The sequence below is a fragment of the Halomonas sp. A11-A genome (genome assembly GCF_003182195.1).
GTDB lineage: Bacteria > Pseudomonadota > Gammaproteobacteria > Pseudomonadales > Halomonadaceae > Halomonas > Halomonas alkalicola.
Map to the genome: position 1 here is coordinate 40,818 of NZ_QGTM01000015.1, position 15,917 is coordinate 56,734.

The window sequence follows — 15,917 nt, forward strand, 5'->3', positions numbered from 1 at the left end:
AGCTCCCACCATTGCTCCTCGCTTATCTTTGCGTTACTCCTTACCCCCCACTCTTCATTCTTCCACTTCCGGCAGTGGCTCCAGGTGCTGGGCGAAGGCCAGCACGTCGTCCGGCTCGTCGCCCGGGTCGAAGGTGACCCGTACCACCGCCGCCTGGCGCAGCTCGGGCCACAGTTCGCGCAGCTCGTCGGCGCCGACCGCCAGGACCCGCTCGGCGAGTCGCTCGCGGCGGTCGAACTCGGTGTCGCCGAAGGACATCGCCTGCCACAGGCGGCCGGCGCGCCCGGCCAGGCTGGTATCGCGCTGGGTCAGACGGTCGTGGACCGCCTGGCGATAGGGCGCCAGGGCCTCGTCCTCCAGGGCCGCCAGGGTCTCCTCGAAGTCGTCCAGGAAGGCGTCGATGCGCGCCTCGATCGCCTCGCTCCCGGTATCCGGGGACTGCACCAGCAGCGCCAGCCCCGGGGCGTCGAGCATCGGCGAGTAGCCGGCATGGACCACATAGCCCAGCTGCTCCTCGGTGCGCAGCCGCTGGTAGAAGGGGGTGTCGATCAGCCGGCCGAGCACCGCCAGGCGGGCCTGGCTGGTCAGCGAGCGGTCGGGCCCCTGGAGGTAGCGCAGCACCACCGACTCCTCGCGGCTGGTGTGGGGGGTCAGGCTCGGCAGGTCGGTGTCGGCGCGCAGCGGCGTGAGGTCGGGAATGGCCGCTGCATCGAGGCTCGGCGCCAGGCGTTCGGCGACCCGCCGGCCCAGGGCCTCGGCCTCCTCGGCGCCCAGGTTGCCCACCGCCATGGCCTCCAGGCGCAGCTCGGCCAGCAGGGCATCGCGGTAGTCGCGCAGGTCATCCGCGTCGAGCTCACGGCTCGCCTCCAGCAGGGCGGCGCTGGGCCACTGGGGGCGTACCAGCGCCTCGGCGAGGGTGCGACTGGCCTGGCGGTGCAGCGCCGCCTGGGGGGCGTTGCGCCACTCCCGCTGCAGCCGGTAGCGCACCCGCGCCACGCTGGCGTCGTCCACCTCGCCCTCCTGCAGCTGCTCGAGCACCCGCTCCATCATCCGCTCCTGGCGGTCGCGCCAGCCGGAGAAGGCCAGGGTGATGCCGCGGGCGTGGGCATAGGCCTCGACGTGCTGGCCGGCCAGGCGTGCCGGGTAGAGGGCCTCGTTGAGGCTGTCGTCCAGCCATCCGGCGAGCAGGCGGGCGAGGGCGGCGTCCCGGGCGGAGCTGGCCGCGCCGGGGTGCTGGAGGCTGAAGCGCCACTCCACCTTGGGGGTGTTGAAGGTGGCATCGGCCATGTGCCAGAGGTCGAAGGCCGGCTCCGCCACCAGCCGCCGCGGGCGCTCGTCCTGGTCGTCGAGCAGGTCGAGGTCCTCGGCGATGTAGGGGTTGGGGGCGGGCAGGGCCAGGCCGGAGAGCGTCGGCGCCTCGTCGTGTCTGTCTTCACCCCAAGGGGCGTGAAACCAGGGGGAGCGCTCCTCGCCCTCCACGTCCGGAGCGCTGTAGAGGCGGATCAGGTTGTCGGGGGTGAGGGCGTCGAGGTAGGCCTCGCTGCGCTCGCGCTCGAAGCCGTCCATGCGATAGGCCGCATACTGCACGTCCTCCACCGGGAAGCGCGAGAGGTTCATGGCCAGGCGCATGGCCTCCTGCAGCGGCGCGCCATGCTGCTGGAAGCGGAACTCCTGCTCGGCAAGGCTCGCCTTCTCGTCGTAGCGCCACGCCTCCAGGCCCTCCTCGCGGACCTGGTCGATAGCGGCGAACAGCGTCGCCTCGATGGCATTGCGGGCCTCGGCGCCGGCGGGAGTCAGGCTGACGTTGATGCTGAACAGGGCGTGCCGGCCGTCACCGCGGGCGACACCCGCCGAGAGGCCGTCGGCCCAGCCGGCTTCGCGCAGCACCGCCAGCAGGCTGCCGTCCCCCTCGTGGCCGAGCAGGTGGGCGATCAGGTCGGCGGGCTTGTGGCGGTACTCGGTGATGGGATCGGGAATCGGGAACAGCAGGCGCAGCTGGCGGCTGTCGCGCACCGACTGCAGCGCGACCCGCCGGGGCAGGGTGTCGGTAAGCGCCAGCGGTTCGGTGATCTCGGGCGGCGCGAGCCCGCGGTCGGCGATGTCGGCGAAGCGGCTCGCCACCATGCCCTCGAGCTCATCCAGCGGCTGGGGCGCCACCAGTGCCAGGTGCATGACGTTGGCATCGTAGTAGCGCTCGTAGAAGTCGATCACCCGTTCGCGCAGGCTGGGCTCGCCCTCGGGGCGGTCGGCCAGTGTCTCGCGGCTGCCCACCGAGAAGCCGGTGGTGGGGTTCTCGGGGTTGAGCAGGCCATTGAGCACGTCGTTCTCGCGGCGCACGTCGTCGCGGATGCGCGCCATGTACTCGGAGTGCACGATGTTGCGCTCGCTCTCCAGCTGGTCGGCGTTGAACAGCGGCGAGATGAAGAACTGGCTGAAGCGGTCCAGGGCCCCTTCCAGGGCGCTCGGGTCGATGTCGAAGAAGTAGTTGGTGTCCTGGGGCGCGGTGAAGGCGTTGTGGGTGCCTCCGTGGCGCGAGATGAAGCCCTGGTAGGCGTCGGCCTCGGGGAAGGGCTCGGTGCCCAGGAACAGCATGTGCTCCAGGAAGTGGGCCAGGCCGGCGAGGTCCTCCGGGTCCTGGGCGCTGCCCACCGAGACGTTCATGGAGGCGGCGGCCTTGTCGGCCTCGGGGTCGCTGACCAGCAGGGCGGTGAGGCCGTTCTCCAGGGTCAGTATCCGGTAGTCGCGGCTGTCGTGGGGGCTGACCCGCGGCGTGGTCACCCCGGCGATGGCGTCCGCGTCGGGGTGGGGCTCGGCCACGGCGGGTGCGGCGATCAGCAGGGCCGCGGCGGCGGCCAGTCCGCAGCATCGGGCAGTCAGGGTGGATGGCATCGTCTCTCCTGTGGATCTGGGCGTCGCGGTTCGCGGCATCGGGGCCTCAGTCGGGCTGGCGCAGCATGGGGCCGACCGGGTGGGCGCAGGCGGCATCCTGATGCGCGGGGCTGTTCACTCGTCTTGATACCGGGAAAGCGCCCAACAGTTCCCGTGGGGCGGGGACGAGCATGGCCTGGGCTGCCTCCGACGGCGTCTCGGGGTCGAGCCAGCGACGCGCGTCCTCGGGGGCGATCACCGCCGGGAGCCGGTCGGTGAGTGGGGCCAGCAGCGGGCCGGTGGGCACCGTGATCAGCGCCAGGGAGTCGCTGTGCTGGGCCAGGCTGGTGTGGAAGCGGCACCAGAGCCCGGCCAGCAGCAGCGGTCCGCGGTCGACTCGGGTCACCAGGAAGGGCTGCTTGAAGCGCGGCTGCGCCTTCCAGACGTAGACGCCGCTGGCCGGGACCAGGCAGCGCCTCGCCTGGAAGGCCTCGCGGAACATGGGGCGCTCCTCCAGGGACTCGGCCCGGGCGCAGTGGGGGGCATGGTCCAGCACCTCGAGCCAGGGGGGCGTCAGGCCCCAGAAGAGTCGGCCCAGGCGCGGCACGCCGGCCTCGAGGCGAATGGCCGAGAGCATGCGCCTCGGCGCCAGGTTGGGGCTGGTCACCAGGGGGGCGTCGATGACCAGCCCCGGCAGCAGGCGCGCGAGGTCGAGGGGGGCGATATGCAGTCGTCCGGCCATGGGCGCTCCGCGGGGGATGGGTCGCTCAGGGTAACCAAGGGGCGGGCCGGAAGAAAGGGTGAGGCCGGCTCCTTGGCCGCTGCTGAGAGGGGAAATCGGGGCGGGGAGGGCGTGGGTATCGAAAACAGTGTTCGAACTGCGCTATCCTTGGGTTCCGGAGTGCGTCGACGTCGCCGCGCTCCTGCTAACGCAACCGCCCGTAGAGGCTCGCGAGGAAACCATGGCCCGTCCCAGACAGCATGCTCCCGAGGCGCTCCATGCCCAGGTCATGGCGGCTTGCGATGCCTGGCTGCAGGAGAATCCGGTGCACACCCTCTCCCTGCGCGCCCTGGCCCGGGAGGTGGGCTGCGCTCCCAGCACCCTGCTCAAGCTCTACGGCAGCTTCAACAACCTGCTCCAGCACGTCAACATCGAGACCCTGGCTCACCTGCGCGAGGTGATCGAGCCGCTGAGCAGTCAGGCCACGCCGGAGCAGCGGCTCACCGCCCTGGCGCGCGCCTACTGGCAGTTCGCCCAGCGCGACGCCTACCGCTGGCAGCTGCTGTTCGACTATCCCCTGGCCCAGGAGGGCGAGCTGGACCAGCGCCAGAGCGACATGATCGAGGGGCTCTTCCTGCGCGTGGAGGCGACCCTCAAGGAGTACCAGCCGGCCCTGGATGACCTCGAGGCGCGCCGCCTGGGGCGCACCCTGTGGGGCAGCGTCCATGGCCTGGTGCTGCTCGGGCTCAACGAGCGCCTGGGCTACTGGCAGGGCCAGCAGCTGGAGGTCGGCGAGCTGCTCGACCAGTTGCTCTGCACCATCCTGGCCGGGCTCAAGGCGAGGCCGACCGGGACGTGAGCATGCCGGGGTGGGAGACCGTGGGGTGGGGCGTGCTGGTCGGCCTGGGGGCGGTGCTGGCCTGGCGGGTCGTTCGCCGTCCCAGGCCCCTGGTGCGCTGGCTGGTCTACCTGACGGTGCGCCTGATCTACCGGCTGCGGCTGAGCGGCACGGCCCATATTCCCGCCCGCGGGGCGGCCCTGGTGGTCTGCAACCACGTCAGCTTCATGGATGCCCTGGTCATCGGCGGCGCCAGCCGGCGCCCGCTGCGCTTCCTGATGGACAAGCCGATCTACGACTCGCCCTGGCTCAACTGGCTGTTTCGCCTGGTGGGGGCGATTCCCGTGGAGTCGGAGCGCCATGATCCGGGCAACGTGCGGCGCGCCCTCCACCAGGTGAGTCGGGCGCTGCGCGATGGCGAGGTGGTGATGCTCTTTCCCGAGGGGCGCCTGACGCCGGACGGCGAGATCCACGCCTTCCGGCGCGGCCTGGAGCTGATCCTGGCCCGTGACCCGGTGCCGGTGGTGCCGGCGGGGCTCTCGGGCCTGTGGGGCTCCTGGACCTCCCATGCCGACGGCCCGGCCCTGAGTGGCCGCCCGCGGCGCTTCCGGGCGCGGGTGGCGCTGCATTTCGGTGAGCCGCTTGCCCCGGGGCGGGCCACCCGGGCGGTGCTGGAGCGGCGGGTGAGGGAGCTCAAGGCCGAGGCCGACCAGCGGGCGCTGCCCGCGGGCGTCGAAGCCCTGGAGTGATGCCGAGACCGGCCGTCCGGCGCTGCCCGCGGGCGTCGAGGCCCTGGAGTGACGCCGCTCCCGGGCCGCCCTCAGCGGCGGCGCGGGGCCTGCCAGCAGCGTGCGGCGGTGATCAGGTTGTCGCGCACCTCGAGGATCTCCATGCGCACGCTGCCCACCTGCAGGCAGGCGGGGCCGTCGGGAAAGGCCTCCAGGTGCTCGAGGATCAGGCCGTTGAGGGTCTTGGGTCCGTCGGTCGGCAGCTGCCAGCCCAGCGCCTTGTTGATATCGCGAATGTTGGCGGTGCCGTCGATGAGCTGGCTGCCGTCCTCCTGACGGTGGATCTCCTGCTCCATGCCCGCCACGTCGGTGGTGAACTCGCCGACGATCTCTTCGAGGATGTCCTCCAGGGTCACCAGGCCCTCCACGTCGCCGTATTCGTCCACCACGATGCCGATGCGCCGTTTCTGCTTCTGGAAGTTGAGCAGTTGGGTGTGCAGCGGGGTCGACTCGGGAATGAAGTAGGGCTCGCGGGCCTCCTGGACGATGGCCGCCTTGGTCACTTCGTCGCGTGATAGGAAGCGCGCCGCGTTGCGCAGGTGCAGCATGCCGATGATGTTGTTGATGTCGCCCTTGTAGACCGGCACCCGGGTGTGCTGGCTGGTACGCACCTGGGCCAGGATCTCCTCCAGGCCGTCATCCAGGTCGATGCCCACCACCTCATGGCGCGGCACCATGATGTCGTTCACGGTGACGTTCTCGAGATCGAGGATCGACAGCAGCATGGCCTGGTGGCGCTGGGGAATCAGGGTGCCGGCCTCATGGACCACGGTGCGCAGCTCGTCGCGGGTCAGATGGTCGCCGCCCCCCTCGATGCTCTTCACGCCGAGCAGCTTCAGCAATCCGTTGGAGATGACATTGACCAGCCACACCAGCGGGTAGAGCAGCTTGAGCAGCGGCTCCAGCACGCGGGAGACGGGAAAGGCGATGCGCTCGGGCTTCACTGCGGCGTAGGTCTTGGGGGTGACCTCGGCGAAGATCAGCACGATGATGGTCAGCAGCGCCGTGGCCACGGCGGGGCCGGTGACCTCGCCGAAGAAGTGGATGGCGATGATGGTGGCGATGGAGGCCGCCAGGTTGTTGACGAAGTTGTTGCCGATCAGGATCACCCCGATCAGGCGGTCCGGCCTGGCGAGCAGTCGCACCACGCGCCGGGCCCGAGAGTCGCCACTGTTGGCCTGATGGCTCAACCGATAGCGGTTGATCGACATCATGCCGGTCTCGGAGCTGGAGAAGAAGGCGGAGAGACAGATGAGCAGGAACAGCAGGCCGAACAGCAATCCCAGCGGGAAGTCGTCGCTCAAGTCGAAGGATCCTCGTTGCGTGTCAGGCCCGATTTGACGGGACGGGCGCGCGCGCTGTCAAGACGCCGGGAGCGGCCTCAGCCGCGGCCCAGCAGCACCTCCAGTACGAACTTGCTGCCGAAATAGGCGACCAGCAGCACGCCGTAGCCGCCCAGGGTCCAGCGCACTGCGCGCATGCCGCGCCAGCCCAGCCGGTGGTGGCTGAACAGCAGCACAGTGAAGATCACCCAGGCGGCCAGCGACAGGATCGTCTTGTGGGCCAGGTGCTGGGCGAACATGCTGTCGAGGAACAGGAAGCCGCTGAGGATCGACAGGGTGAGCAGCCCCACGCCTCCCCAGATCAGCTCGAAGAGCACGCGTTCCATGGTGGTCAGTGGCGGCAGTGCCTGGACCAGCCCGCGGATATGGTGCTGGCGCAGGGCGCGGTTCTGCAGCCCCAGCAGCACCGCTTGCACGGCAGCGATGGCCAGCACGGCGAAGGCCAGCAGCGAGCTCAGGGCGTGCAGGGCGATGCCCGGCGTCAGCCCTTGCGCGCGCTCGGGGCTCGGCAGTCCCGCGGCCAGCAGCAGGGCCAGGCCGGCCAGCGGCAGGATGCCCACTGCGGAATTGAGTATCGGCTTGAACAGGCTGACCAGCAGCAGTACCGCGACCACGCCGGCGCTGATCAGGATCACGCTGGTGGAGAGGCCGGGCAGCACGGGCACGCCGTGACCGAACAGGCCGATGGCCAGCGGCAGATGGCTGAGCAGCCCGAGCAGCGCCATGCCGCGCACCAGCAGCGGCTGCGGAGAGGCCCGGCGCAGCAGCACCATGCCCTGCCAGGAGGCGGCGGCCAGGTAGAGAAGGAAGGCCAGGAAGGCCAGGGAGAGCGCCTGCATCGATTGCGTTCCGTGCGCCGGTGGAAATGAATGACGTGAGCGTTAATGGCGAGGGCTACTATAACCAATCCCTCGGGCAGCGCACAGCGTGGCGGGTGCGTCACCCTGCCGCCAGGGTCGGCGGCGGATGGCGAGCGCATGGAGACTGCCGGCCACAGCGCGTATAATCGGTTCCACTTTCGGGCCGTCGTCTCTGGAGAGGCCAATGTTTCAGAATCTCAGCGAGCGTCTGTCGCAGACGCTGAAGTCGATCAAGGGTCAGGCGCGCCTGACCGAGGAGAACATCAAGGAGACCCTGCGCGAGGTGCGCCGGGCGCTCCTCGAGGCCGATGTCGCCCTGCCGGTGGTCAAGGACTTCATCGAGCGGGTACGCGAGCGCGCGGTGGGGCAGGAGGTCTCCAAGAGCCTCTCGCCGGGCCAGCAGTTCGTCAAGATCGTCCAGCAGGAGCTCGAGGCGACCATGGGCGAGGCCAACGAGGGGCTGACCCTCAAGGGCTCTCCCGCGGTGGTGCTGATGGCCGGCCTGCAGGGCGCGGGCAAGACCACCTCCGTGGCCAAGCTGGCGCGCTACCTGAAGGAGCGCGAGAAGAAGAAGGTGCTGGTGGTGTCGGCGGACGTCTACCGTCCGGCGGCCATCGACCAGCTCGAGACCCTGGCCGGGGAGGTCGGCGTCGACTTCTTCCCGTCGCGCTCCGACCAGAAGCCGGTCGATATCGCCGAGGCAGCGATCAAGCACGCCAAGATCCAGTTCCACGACGTGCTGCTGGTGGATACCGCCGGCCGCCTGGCCATCGACGAGGCGATGATGGCCGAGATCCAGGCGCTGCATAAGGCGGTGGCGCCCCAGGAGACGCTGTTCGTCGTCGACGCCATGACCGGCCAGGACGCCGCCAACACAGCCAAGGCCTTCCACGAGGCGCTGCCGCTGACCGGGGTGATCCTCACCAAGGCGGACGGCGACGCCCGCGGCGGGGCGGCGCTGTCGGTGCGCCACATCACCGGCAAGCCGATCAAGTTCATGGGCGTGGGCGAGAAGGTCGACGCCCTGGAGCCCTTCCACCCGGATCGCATCGCCTCGCGGATCCTCGGCATGGGCGACATGCTGTCGCTGATCGAGGAGGCCGAGCGCACCGTCGACAAGAAGAAGGCGGAGCAACTGGCGAAGAAGGTCAAGAAGGGCGAGGGCTTCGACCTCGAGGACTTCCGCGACCAGCTCCAGCAGCTCAAGAAGATGGGCGGCATGGGCGGCCTGCTCGGCAAGCTGCCCGGCATGGGCCAGATGGCCGAGCTGGCCCAGGGCCCCGGCCCGGAGAAGGAACTTGGCAAGCTCGAGGCGCTGATCAACTCCATGACGCCCCAGGAGCGCCGCCGCCCCGAGATCATCAACGGCTCGCGCAAGCGGCGCATCGCCGCCGGCGCCGGCCTGCAGGTGCCCGACCTCAACCGCCTGCTCAAGCAGCACAAACAGATGCAGAAGATGATGAAGAAGGCGGGCAAGAAGGGCGGCATGCAGAAGATGATGCGCGGCATGTCCGGCATGATGGGCGGCGGCGGTCCCGGTGGCATGGGCGGAATGGGCGGCCCCGGTGGGATGCCCTGGCGGTAGGCCCGAAAAAGGTTCCCAAGCGGGGCTGTTTTCCGTAGAATGCTGCCTCTTCACTGGCAGGACCGCGATGTCGCGGTCATTGTTGTGACCGAATTCAACTCAACCGAAGGACTGACTAGGCCATGGTTACCATTCGTCTGGCTCGTGGTGGCGCCAAGAAGCGTCCCTTCTACCACCTGACCGTTACCGATTCCCGCAACTCCCGCGACGGCCGCTTCATCGAGCGTCTGGGCTTCTTCAACCCGATCGCCCGCGGTCAGGAAGAGCGCCTGCGCGTCGACCTCGAGCGCGTCGCTCACTGGCAGAGCCAGGGCGCCATGCTCTCCGACCGCGTCGCCGAGCTGGTCAAGGAAGCCCGCAAGCAGGCCTGAGCCTGACTTGCTGTTGTCAGTGATCACGAGGTCGTCGATGAGCGAACACGCTACCGTGCAGCCCGCTGACGATCATGTGGTGCTGGGCAAGCTGACCAGCCCCTATGGTGTCAAGGGCTGGCTCAAGGTGTACTCGTACACCAGCCCCATGGAGGGCGTGCTCGACTACCCCGAGTGGGTGTTGAGATGTGGCGATCGTCTGGAGCGTCGGCGCCTGGTACAGGGGCGTCGTCACGGCAAGGGCCTGGTCGCGCTGCTCGAGGGGTGTGATACCCGTGAGGGCGCCGAGGCGCTGGCCGGGGCGGAGATCCTGCTGCCCAAGGCCGAGCTTCCCGACCTCGACACCGGTGAACTCTACTGGCACCAGCTCGAGGGCCTGCGGGTCGTGACCCGCGAGGGCGTCGTGCTGGGTTGCATCGATCACCTCTTCGAGACCGGCGCCAACGACGTCATGGTCGTGAAGGGTGCGCTGGACCCCGAGGCCGTCGACGGCGGAGAGCGGCTGCTGCCCTACCTGCCCGAGCAGGTGATCCTCGAGGTAGATCTCGAGGGTGGGGTGATGACCGTCGAGTGGGATCCCGATTTCTGATGGCCGAGGGCTCCCCCGAGCAGGCGGCGATGTGGATCGGTGTCGTCTCGCTGTTCCCGGAGATGTTCGAGGCGATTACCCGCCACGGCGTTACCGGGCGAGCGGTGGAGAAGGGGCGCATCGCGCTGGAGTTCTGGAACCCCCGGGACTTCGCCACCGACCGCCATCGCACCGTGGATGACCGCCCCTACGGCGGCGGCCCCGGGATGCTGATGAAGGTCGACACCCTGCGCGCGGCTATCTTCGCCGCTCGCGAGCGGGCCGAGCGGGCCACCGGGCAGCGCCCGAAGGTGGTCTACCTGTCGCCCCAGGGGCGACGGCTCGACCAGGCCGGCGTGCAGGAGCTGGCGTCGGGTCCCCCCCTGGTGGTGGTGGCCGGACGCTATGAAGGCATCGATGAGCGCGTGGTGGAAGCGGATATCGATGAGGAGTGGTCGATCGGCGACTACGTGCTGAGCGGCGGCGAGCTGCCGGCCATGGTGCTGATCGACGCCGCGGCGAGGCTGGTGCCCGGGGTGCTGGGCCATCAGGACTCTGCGGTCGAAGACTCCTTCAACGACGGGCTGCTGGACTGTCCGCACTACACCCGCCCCGAGGAGATCGACGGGCGCTGCGTGCCGGAGGTCCTGCTAAGCGGCAACCATGGCGCCATCCGGCGCTGGCGGTTGAAGCAGTCCCTGGGGCGCACCTGGCAGCGCCGCCCCGACCTGCTCGAGGGCAGGACGCTGGACCGGGAGCAGCGCGAGCTGCTCGCCGAGTTCATCGAGGAACACGCCCTGTCGACCCGCTAGGACAGGGCGGAGGTGCGGGACACGACAAGCCCCCGAGGCCGTGGACCCGTGTCACCCATCATCTCCCGCGCTCTCGAGCTCGCTCGGGCGCCGGGATCACGATTCATCGGCACTCCAAGCCGACTGATGAATCAGGTTATCAAGGAGTTAGTTGTCATGAGCAGCAAGAACAAGGTGATCCAGGCGCTCGAAACCGAGCAGATGAGCAAGGAAATCCCGGCCTTCGCCCCCGGCGACACCGTCGTCGTCCAGGTCAAGGTCAAGGAAGGCACCCGTGAGCGTCTCCAGGCCTTCGAAGGCGTGGTGATCGGCAAGCGTAACCGCGGTCTCAACTCCGCCTTCACCGTGCGCAAGATCTCCCACGGCGTCGGCGTCGAGCGTACCTTCCAGACCTACAGCCCGCTGGTCGACTCCATCAGCGTCAAGCGTCGCGGCGACGTGCGCCAGGCCAAGCTGTACTACCTCCGCGAGCGCAGCGGCAAGTCTGCCCGCATCAAGGAAAAGCTGGCCTGAGGCTGCCGCCTCGGCCGCTGGTGGGCCGGGCGCTGCCCGGCCCCGCGAGACCCCGTCACCGCACCCGCGGGGCGGGGTCTCGTGCCATCTGGGCCACGCCTTCCTGACGCGCCATGACCTCGCCCGACAACGCTTCCCGCATCGATGCCTTCCTCGATGCCCTGTGGCTCGAGCAGGGCGTGAGCGAGCATACCCTGGCGGCCTACCGCCGCGACCTCTCGGCCTGGGCAGGGCGTCTCGACGCCCGGGGCGAGGCGCTGCTGGCGCCGGCCCCGGAGGCGCTGCCTGGCTGGCTCGATGAGCGCCGCGAGGCGGGCTATCGCCTGACCAGCAACGCCCGGCTGCTCTCGAGCCTGCGGCGCTTCTACCGCTGGGCCCTGGAATCCGGCCTCATCGAGGGCGACCCGCTGGCGGAGGTGCGCCTGCCGCGGGTGCGGCCGGCCCTGCCGGACACCCTGGAGGAGGCCGAAGTGGAGCGGCTGATCGCCGCCCCCGATATCGCCACCGACCTGGGGCTGCGCGACCGGGCCATGCTGGAGGTGCTCTACGGCGCGGGGCTGCGGGTCTCCGAGCTGGTCGGCCTGACCACCGATGCGGTCAACCTGCGCCAGGGGGTGGTGCGGGTGCGCGGCAAGGGCGACAAGGACCGGCTGGTGCCGCTGGGCGAGGAGGCGGTAGAGTGGCTGTCACGCTACCTGCGTGCGGGGCGTGGCGGCCTGATGCGCGACGTCACCCGTCCGGCGCTCTTCCCGGGCCGGGATGATCGTGCCATGACCCGCCAGGCCTTCTGGTACCGGATCAAGGCCCACGCGCGCAGCGCAGGTATCGAGCGACCGCTGTCGCCCCACACCCTGCGCCACGCCTTTGCCACCCATCTGTTGAATCATGGGGCCAACCTGCGTGTCGTACAGCTGCTGCTGGGTCACAGCGATCTCTCGACCACGCAGATCTATACCCATGTGGCGCAGGCGCGCCTGGAGCGCCTGCACGCCGACCACCATCCCAGAGGCTGAACGATGAATATCCCTTTCCGGACCCTGCTTGGCGGCCTGCTGGCCACCACCTTCGGCGTTTCCCTGCTGGTCCAGGCCGACGCTCCACAGGGCCAGGCCGAACGGCTGGCCGAGCGCCTGGCGGTCAACGGCCAGCCGATGCCGGTGCAGAGCGTCAGCGAGACCCCCGTGGCCGGCTTCTTCGAGGTGCGCCTGGAGACCGGCGAGCGCTTCTACAGCGACGCCGAGGGGCGCCACTTCCTGGTCGGCGACCTCTACGAGAACGGCGAGCAGGGGCTGGTCAACCTGACCGAGCAGGGCCGCAACGGCGAGCGCGCCGCGCGCCTGGCCGAGGTGCCGGAGGCCGAGCGGGTGATCTTCCGCGGCGCCGGTGAGAGCCGCGCCGAGCTGGTGGTCTTCACCGACACCACCTGCCCCTACTGCCGGCAGCTCCACGAGGAGGTGCCGCGGCTCAACGAGCTGGGCATCGAGGTGCACTACCTGGCCTTCCCGCGCACCGGCATGAATGCCCAGGGTGCCCGCATCCTGCAGCAGATCTGGTGCGACGCCAATCCCAGCGAGGCGATGAGCAGCGCCAAGCGGCAGGAGTCGCTTTCCGGGGCCGCCAACTGCGACAATCCGGTCGAGGCGCAGTATCATCTGGGCCTGGAGCTCGGCGTCCAGGGCACCCCGGCCATCGTGCTGCCCGACGGTCGTCTGGTCCCCGGCTACGTGCCGGCGGAGCGACTGGCCGCCATGCTCGGCATCGAGGGCTGAGCCCCGCGATCCATTAAACGACAGACACCGGCTCGAGCCGGTGCAGCGGCCTGCCTCGGGGCAGGCCGCATCCGCTGAGACACAGCGTCCGGCCACCTGGCCTGGCCACAGCGCCAGGCCAGGTGGCCGGACCACAAAGAATCATCCGAGCAGGAGCGAGACATTGAAACCGGTGAGAGTAGGAATCTGTGGGCTGGGTACCGTCGGCGGCGGTACCTTCAACGTATTGACGCGCAACGCCGACGACATTGCGCGGCGTGCGGGCCGCCCGATCGTGATCGAGCAGGTGGCCTACCGCACTCCCAACCCCGAGTGCGACCTCACCGGCATCCAGACCACTGCCGACGTCTTCGAGGTGGCCACCAACCCCGACGTGGATGTGCTGGTGGAGCTGATCGGCGGCTATGACGTGGCCCGGGATCTGGTGCTCACCGCCATCGAGCACGGCAAGCACGTGGTCACCGCCAACAAGGCGCTGATCGCGGTGCACGGCAACGAGATCTTCGAGGCCGCCCATCGCAAGGGCGTGATCGTGGCCTTCGAGGCCGCCGTGGCCGGTGGCATCCCGGTGATCAAGTCGCTGCGCGAGGGCCTCGGCGCCAACCGCATCGAGTGGGTGGCCGGCATCATCAACGGCACCGGCAACTACATCCTCACCCATATGCGCGACGAGGGCCGTGCCTTCGAGGACGTGTTGGCCGAGGCCCAGGCGCTGGGCTACGCGGAGGCCGACCCCACCTTCGACGTCGAGGGCATCGACGCTGCCCACAAGCTGACCATCCTCGCCTCCATCGCCTATGGCGTGCCCTTGCAGTTCGAGAAGGCCTTCACCGAGGGCATCTCCCGGGTCACCGCCGAGGACGTGGAGCAGGCCGACAACCTGGGCTACGTGATCAAGCACCTGGGCATCTCCAAGCGCACCGACCAGGGCCTGGAGCTGCGCGTGCACCCGACGCTGATCCCCAAGGAGCGGCTGCTGGCCAATGTGCACGGCGTCAAGAATGCCATCGCCGTGATGGGCGATGCCGTGGGCCCGACCCTCTACTACGGCGCCGGCGCCGGTGCCGAGCCCACCGCCTCCTCGGTGGTGGCCGACATCCTCGACGTGGCCCGCGATATCGCCACCGATCACCACTACCGGGTGCCCTACCTGGCCTTCAGCGGCATCAGCGAGGACGTCAGCCAGCTGCCGATCATGCCCATGGAGGAGATCATCTCCGCCTACTACCTGCGGCTGCTGGCGGTGGACCGCCCCGGCGTGCTGGCCCGGGTGGCCACCATCCTCGCCGAGCAGGGCATCTCCATCGAGGCGCTGATCCAGAAGGAGGCCACCGAGGGTGAGCTGGTGCCGATCATCCTGATGACCCACCGCACGGTCGAGAAGCAGATGAACGAGGCGATCCGCCAGATCGAGGCCATGGCCGATATCGCCGGACCGGTGACCCGGATCCGCGTGGAATCACTGGACGAGCAGGAATAACTCATGCGCTACATCAGCACCCGCGGGCAGGCGCCCGCGCTCTCTTTCGAGGAGGTCGTGCTCACCGGCATGGCCAGCGACGGCGGCCTCTACGTGCCGGAAACCGTGCCTCAGCTCTCCCACGACGACCTGGCCGCCATGGCGGGCCTGTCGTACGCCGAGATCGCCTTCCGGGTGATGCAGCCCTACGTCAACGGCGAGATCGATGACGAGACCTTCCGCACCATCGTCACCGAGGCCTATGCCACCTTCAGCCATGACGCCGTGGTGCCGCTCAACCAGCTCGACGCCAACCACTTCCTGCTCGAGCTCTTCCACGGCCCGACCCTGGCCTTCAAGGACGTGGCCCTGCAGCTGCTCGGTCGCCTGCTCGACCACTTCCTGAAGAAGCGCGGCGAGCGTGCGGTGATCATGGGCGCCACCTCCGGCGATACCGGCTCCGCGGCCATCGAGGGCTGCCGCCACTGCGACAACCTCGATATCTTCATCCTCCACCCCTACCAGCGGGTTTCGGAGGTGCAGCGCCGCCAGATGACCTCGGTGCTGGCCGACAATGTCTTCAACGTCGCCATCGAGGGCAACTTCGACGACGCCCAGGCCATGGTCAAGGCGAGCTTCGCCGACCAGTCCTTCCTGAACGGCACCCGGCTGGTGGCGGTGAACTCCATCAACTGGGCGCGCATCATGGCCCAGATCGTCTACTACGTGGCCTCCGCGGTGGCGCTGGGCGCGCCGCACCGCAAGGTGAGCTTCTGCGTCCCCTCGGCCAACTTCGGCAATGTCTTCGCCGGCTACATGGCCTACCGCATGGGCCTGCCGGTGGAGCGCTTCGTGATCGCCACCAACGCCAACGACATCCTGCACCGCACCCTGGCCGCCAACGACTTCTCCAAGCAGGAGCTCAAGGCGACCCTGGCGCCCTCCATGGACATCGTGGTGTCGTCCAACTTCGAGCGCCTGCTGTTCGAGGCCTACGGTCGCGACGGCGCTGCGGTGGCCGACCTCCTGGAGCGCTTCCAGGTCGAGCCGACCGCCCTGGCGGACGCGCCCCTGTCCCGGCTGCGAGAGAAGTTCGCCAGCCATAGCGTGGATGATGCCACCATCCTCGAGGTGATCCGCGAGGCGCACCACCGCACCCAGGAGATCCTCGACCCGCACACCGCCACCGGCTACCGCGCCGCCGAGCGCGAGCGGGGCGATGCGACCGTGCCGATGATCACCCTGGCGACCGCCCACCCAGCTAAGTTCGCCGAAGCGGTGGTCAAGGCGGGCTTCCCGGGCGTGCCGCTGCCGCCGCACATGGACGACCTGCTGGAGCGCGAGGAGCGCTACACCGTGCTGCCGGCCGAGCTCTCTGCGGTGCAGCAGTTCGTGGTCGACAACCGCCGCTAGTGGAGGGCG

General features: G+C 69.2%; 15 protein-coding genes. 11 read left to right on the forward strand and 4 right to left on the reverse strand.

Features of this window, described 5'->3' with window-relative positions; genetic code table 11:
* Positions 1-54: 54 nt before the first annotated feature.
* Both DER72_RS10650 and DER72_RS10655 read right to left on the reverse strand, forming a co-directional pair.
* Positions 55-2,889, reverse strand: a complete 2,835-nt coding sequence (locus DER72_RS10650; protein ID WP_110069974.1) for an insulinase family protein — start codon at positions 2,887-2,889, stop codon at positions 55-57.
* A gap of 46 nt (positions 2,890-2,935) precedes the next feature.
* Entirely contained in the window at positions 2,936-3,610 is a 675-nt protein-coding gene (locus tag DER72_RS10655; protein WP_110069975.1) for an SOS response-associated peptidase, read from the reverse strand.
* Positions 3,611-3,830: 220 nt separating this feature from the next.
* Here DER72_RS10655 and DER72_RS10660 point away from each other — a divergent pair, with 220 nt between their 5' ends.
* Together DER72_RS10660 and DER72_RS10665 are read left to right on the forward strand one after the other, a co-directional pair.
* On the forward strand, positions 3,831-4,448 hold the full coding sequence (locus DER72_RS10660; protein WP_110069976.1) for a TetR/AcrR family transcriptional regulator: 618 nt from the start codon (positions 3,831-3,833) through the stop codon (positions 4,446-4,448).
* Between the two features lie 2 nt (positions 4,449-4,450).
* A complete protein-coding gene (locus tag DER72_RS10665) occupies positions 4,451-5,176 on the forward strand; it encodes a 1-acyl-sn-glycerol-3-phosphate acyltransferase (protein WP_110069977.1) in 726 nt (241 codons plus the stop codon).
* 71 nt (positions 5,177-5,247) lie between these two features.
* Here DER72_RS10665 and DER72_RS10670 read toward each other — a convergent pair whose 3' ends face one another.
* Positions 5,248-6,519, reverse strand: coding sequence for an HlyC/CorC family transporter (locus DER72_RS10670; RefSeq protein WP_110069978.1), 1,272 nt, complete (start codon positions 6,517-6,519; stop codon positions 5,248-5,250).
* A 77-nt stretch (positions 6,520-6,596) separates the two neighbouring features.
* Positions 6,597-7,397: an inner membrane protein YpjD gene (locus DER72_RS10675; protein ID WP_110069979.1), complete on the reverse strand. Its 801-nt coding sequence runs from the start codon at positions 7,395-7,397 to the stop codon at positions 6,597-6,599.
* Positions 7,398-7,602: 205 nt separating this feature from the next.
* Between DER72_RS10675 and ffh the strand changes: the two genes are divergently transcribed.
* From ffh to thrC, 9 genes are all read left to right on the forward strand, one after another.
* Positions 7,603-9,003: a signal recognition particle protein gene (gene ffh / locus DER72_RS10680; RefSeq protein WP_110069980.1), complete on the forward strand. Its 1,401-nt coding sequence runs from the start codon at positions 7,603-7,605 to the stop codon at positions 9,001-9,003.
* Positions 9,004-9,125: 122 nt separating this feature from the next.
* Positions 9,126-9,374 (forward strand): 30S ribosomal protein S16, encoded by a 249-nt coding sequence (gene rpsP / locus DER72_RS10685; protein WP_110069981.1) that lies wholly within the window; start codon positions 9,126-9,128, stop codon positions 9,372-9,374.
* 37 nt (positions 9,375-9,411) lie between these two features.
* Entirely contained in the window at positions 9,412-9,963 is a 552-nt protein-coding gene (gene rimM / locus DER72_RS10690; protein WP_110069982.1) for a ribosome maturation factor RimM, read from the forward strand.
* Positions 9,964-9,992: 29 nt separating this feature from the next.
* On the forward strand, positions 9,993-10,754 hold the full coding sequence (trmD, locus tag DER72_RS10695; protein ID WP_110069998.1) for a tRNA (guanosine(37)-N1)-methyltransferase TrmD: 762 nt from the start codon (positions 9,993-9,995) through the stop codon (positions 10,752-10,754).
* 156 nt (positions 10,755-10,910) lie between these two features.
* Complete coding sequence (gene rplS / locus DER72_RS10700; protein ID WP_110069983.1) at positions 10,911-11,267, forward strand: 50S ribosomal protein L19; 357 nt, start codon at positions 10,911-10,913, stop codon at positions 11,265-11,267.
* 113 nt (positions 11,268-11,380) lie between these two features.
* Positions 11,381-12,280, forward strand: a complete 900-nt coding sequence (gene xerD / locus DER72_RS10705) for a site-specific tyrosine recombinase XerD (protein ID WP_110069984.1) — start codon at positions 11,381-11,383, stop codon at positions 12,278-12,280.
* Positions 12,281-12,283: 3 nt separating this feature from the next.
* Positions 12,284-13,036: a DsbC family protein gene (locus DER72_RS10710; protein WP_110069985.1), complete on the forward strand. Its 753-nt coding sequence runs from the start codon at positions 12,284-12,286 to the stop codon at positions 13,034-13,036.
* 163 nt (positions 13,037-13,199) lie between these two features.
* Entirely contained in the window at positions 13,200-14,516 is a 1,317-nt protein-coding gene (locus DER72_RS10715; RefSeq protein ID WP_110069986.1) for a homoserine dehydrogenase, read from the forward strand.
* Between the two features lie 3 nt (positions 14,517-14,519).
* The gene (gene thrC / locus DER72_RS10720; RefSeq protein ID WP_110069987.1) at positions 14,520-15,908 is read left to right on the forward strand and encodes a threonine synthase; all 1,389 of its coding nucleotides are present in this window, start codon (positions 14,520-14,522) and stop codon (positions 15,906-15,908) included.
* Positions 15,909-15,917: the final 9 nt, after the last annotated feature.

What these genes read in the sequence shown, in the direction of transcription:
- trmD (WP_110069998.1), top strand. Translation starts at nt 9,993, where the DNA reads ATGTGGATCGGTGTCGTCTCGCTGTTCCCGGAGATGTTCGAGGCGATT.
- DER72_RS10650 (WP_110069974.1), bottom strand. Translation starts at nt 2,889, where the DNA reads ATGCCATCCACCCTGACTGCCCGATGCTGCGGACTGGCCGCCGCCGCG.
- rpsP (WP_110069981.1), top strand. Translation starts at nt 9,126, where the DNA reads ATGGTTACCATTCGTCTGGCTCGTGGTGGCGCCAAGAAGCGTCCCTTC.
- thrC (WP_110069987.1), top strand. Translation starts at nt 14,520, where the DNA reads ATGCGCTACATCAGCACCCGCGGGCAGGCGCCCGCGCTCTCTTTCGAG.
- ffh (WP_110069980.1), top strand. Translation starts at nt 7,603, where the DNA reads ATGTTTCAGAATCTCAGCGAGCGTCTGTCGCAGACGCTGAAGTCGATC.
- DER72_RS10710 (WP_110069985.1), top strand. Translation starts at nt 12,284, where the DNA reads ATGAATATCCCTTTCCGGACCCTGCTTGGCGGCCTGCTGGCCACCACC.
- rplS (WP_110069983.1), top strand. Translation starts at nt 10,911, where the DNA reads ATGAGCAGCAAGAACAAGGTGATCCAGGCGCTCGAAACCGAGCAGATG.
- xerD (WP_110069984.1), top strand. Translation starts at nt 11,381, where the DNA reads ATGACCTCGCCCGACAACGCTTCCCGCATCGATGCCTTCCTCGATGCC.
- DER72_RS10655 (WP_110069975.1), bottom strand. Translation starts at nt 3,610, where the DNA reads ATGGCCGGACGACTGCATATCGCCCCCCTCGACCTCGCGCGCCTGCTG.
- DER72_RS10675 (WP_110069979.1), bottom strand. Translation starts at nt 7,397, where the DNA reads ATGCAGGCGCTCTCCCTGGCCTTCCTGGCCTTCCTTCTCTACCTGGCC.
- DER72_RS10665 (WP_110069977.1), top strand. Translation starts at nt 4,451, where the DNA reads ATGCCGGGGTGGGAGACCGTGGGGTGGGGCGTGCTGGTCGGCCTGGGG.
- rimM (WP_110069982.1), top strand. Translation starts at nt 9,412, where the DNA reads ATGAGCGAACACGCTACCGTGCAGCCCGCTGACGATCATGTGGTGCTG.
- DER72_RS10660 (WP_110069976.1), top strand. Translation starts at nt 3,831, where the DNA reads ATGGCCCGTCCCAGACAGCATGCTCCCGAGGCGCTCCATGCCCAGGTC.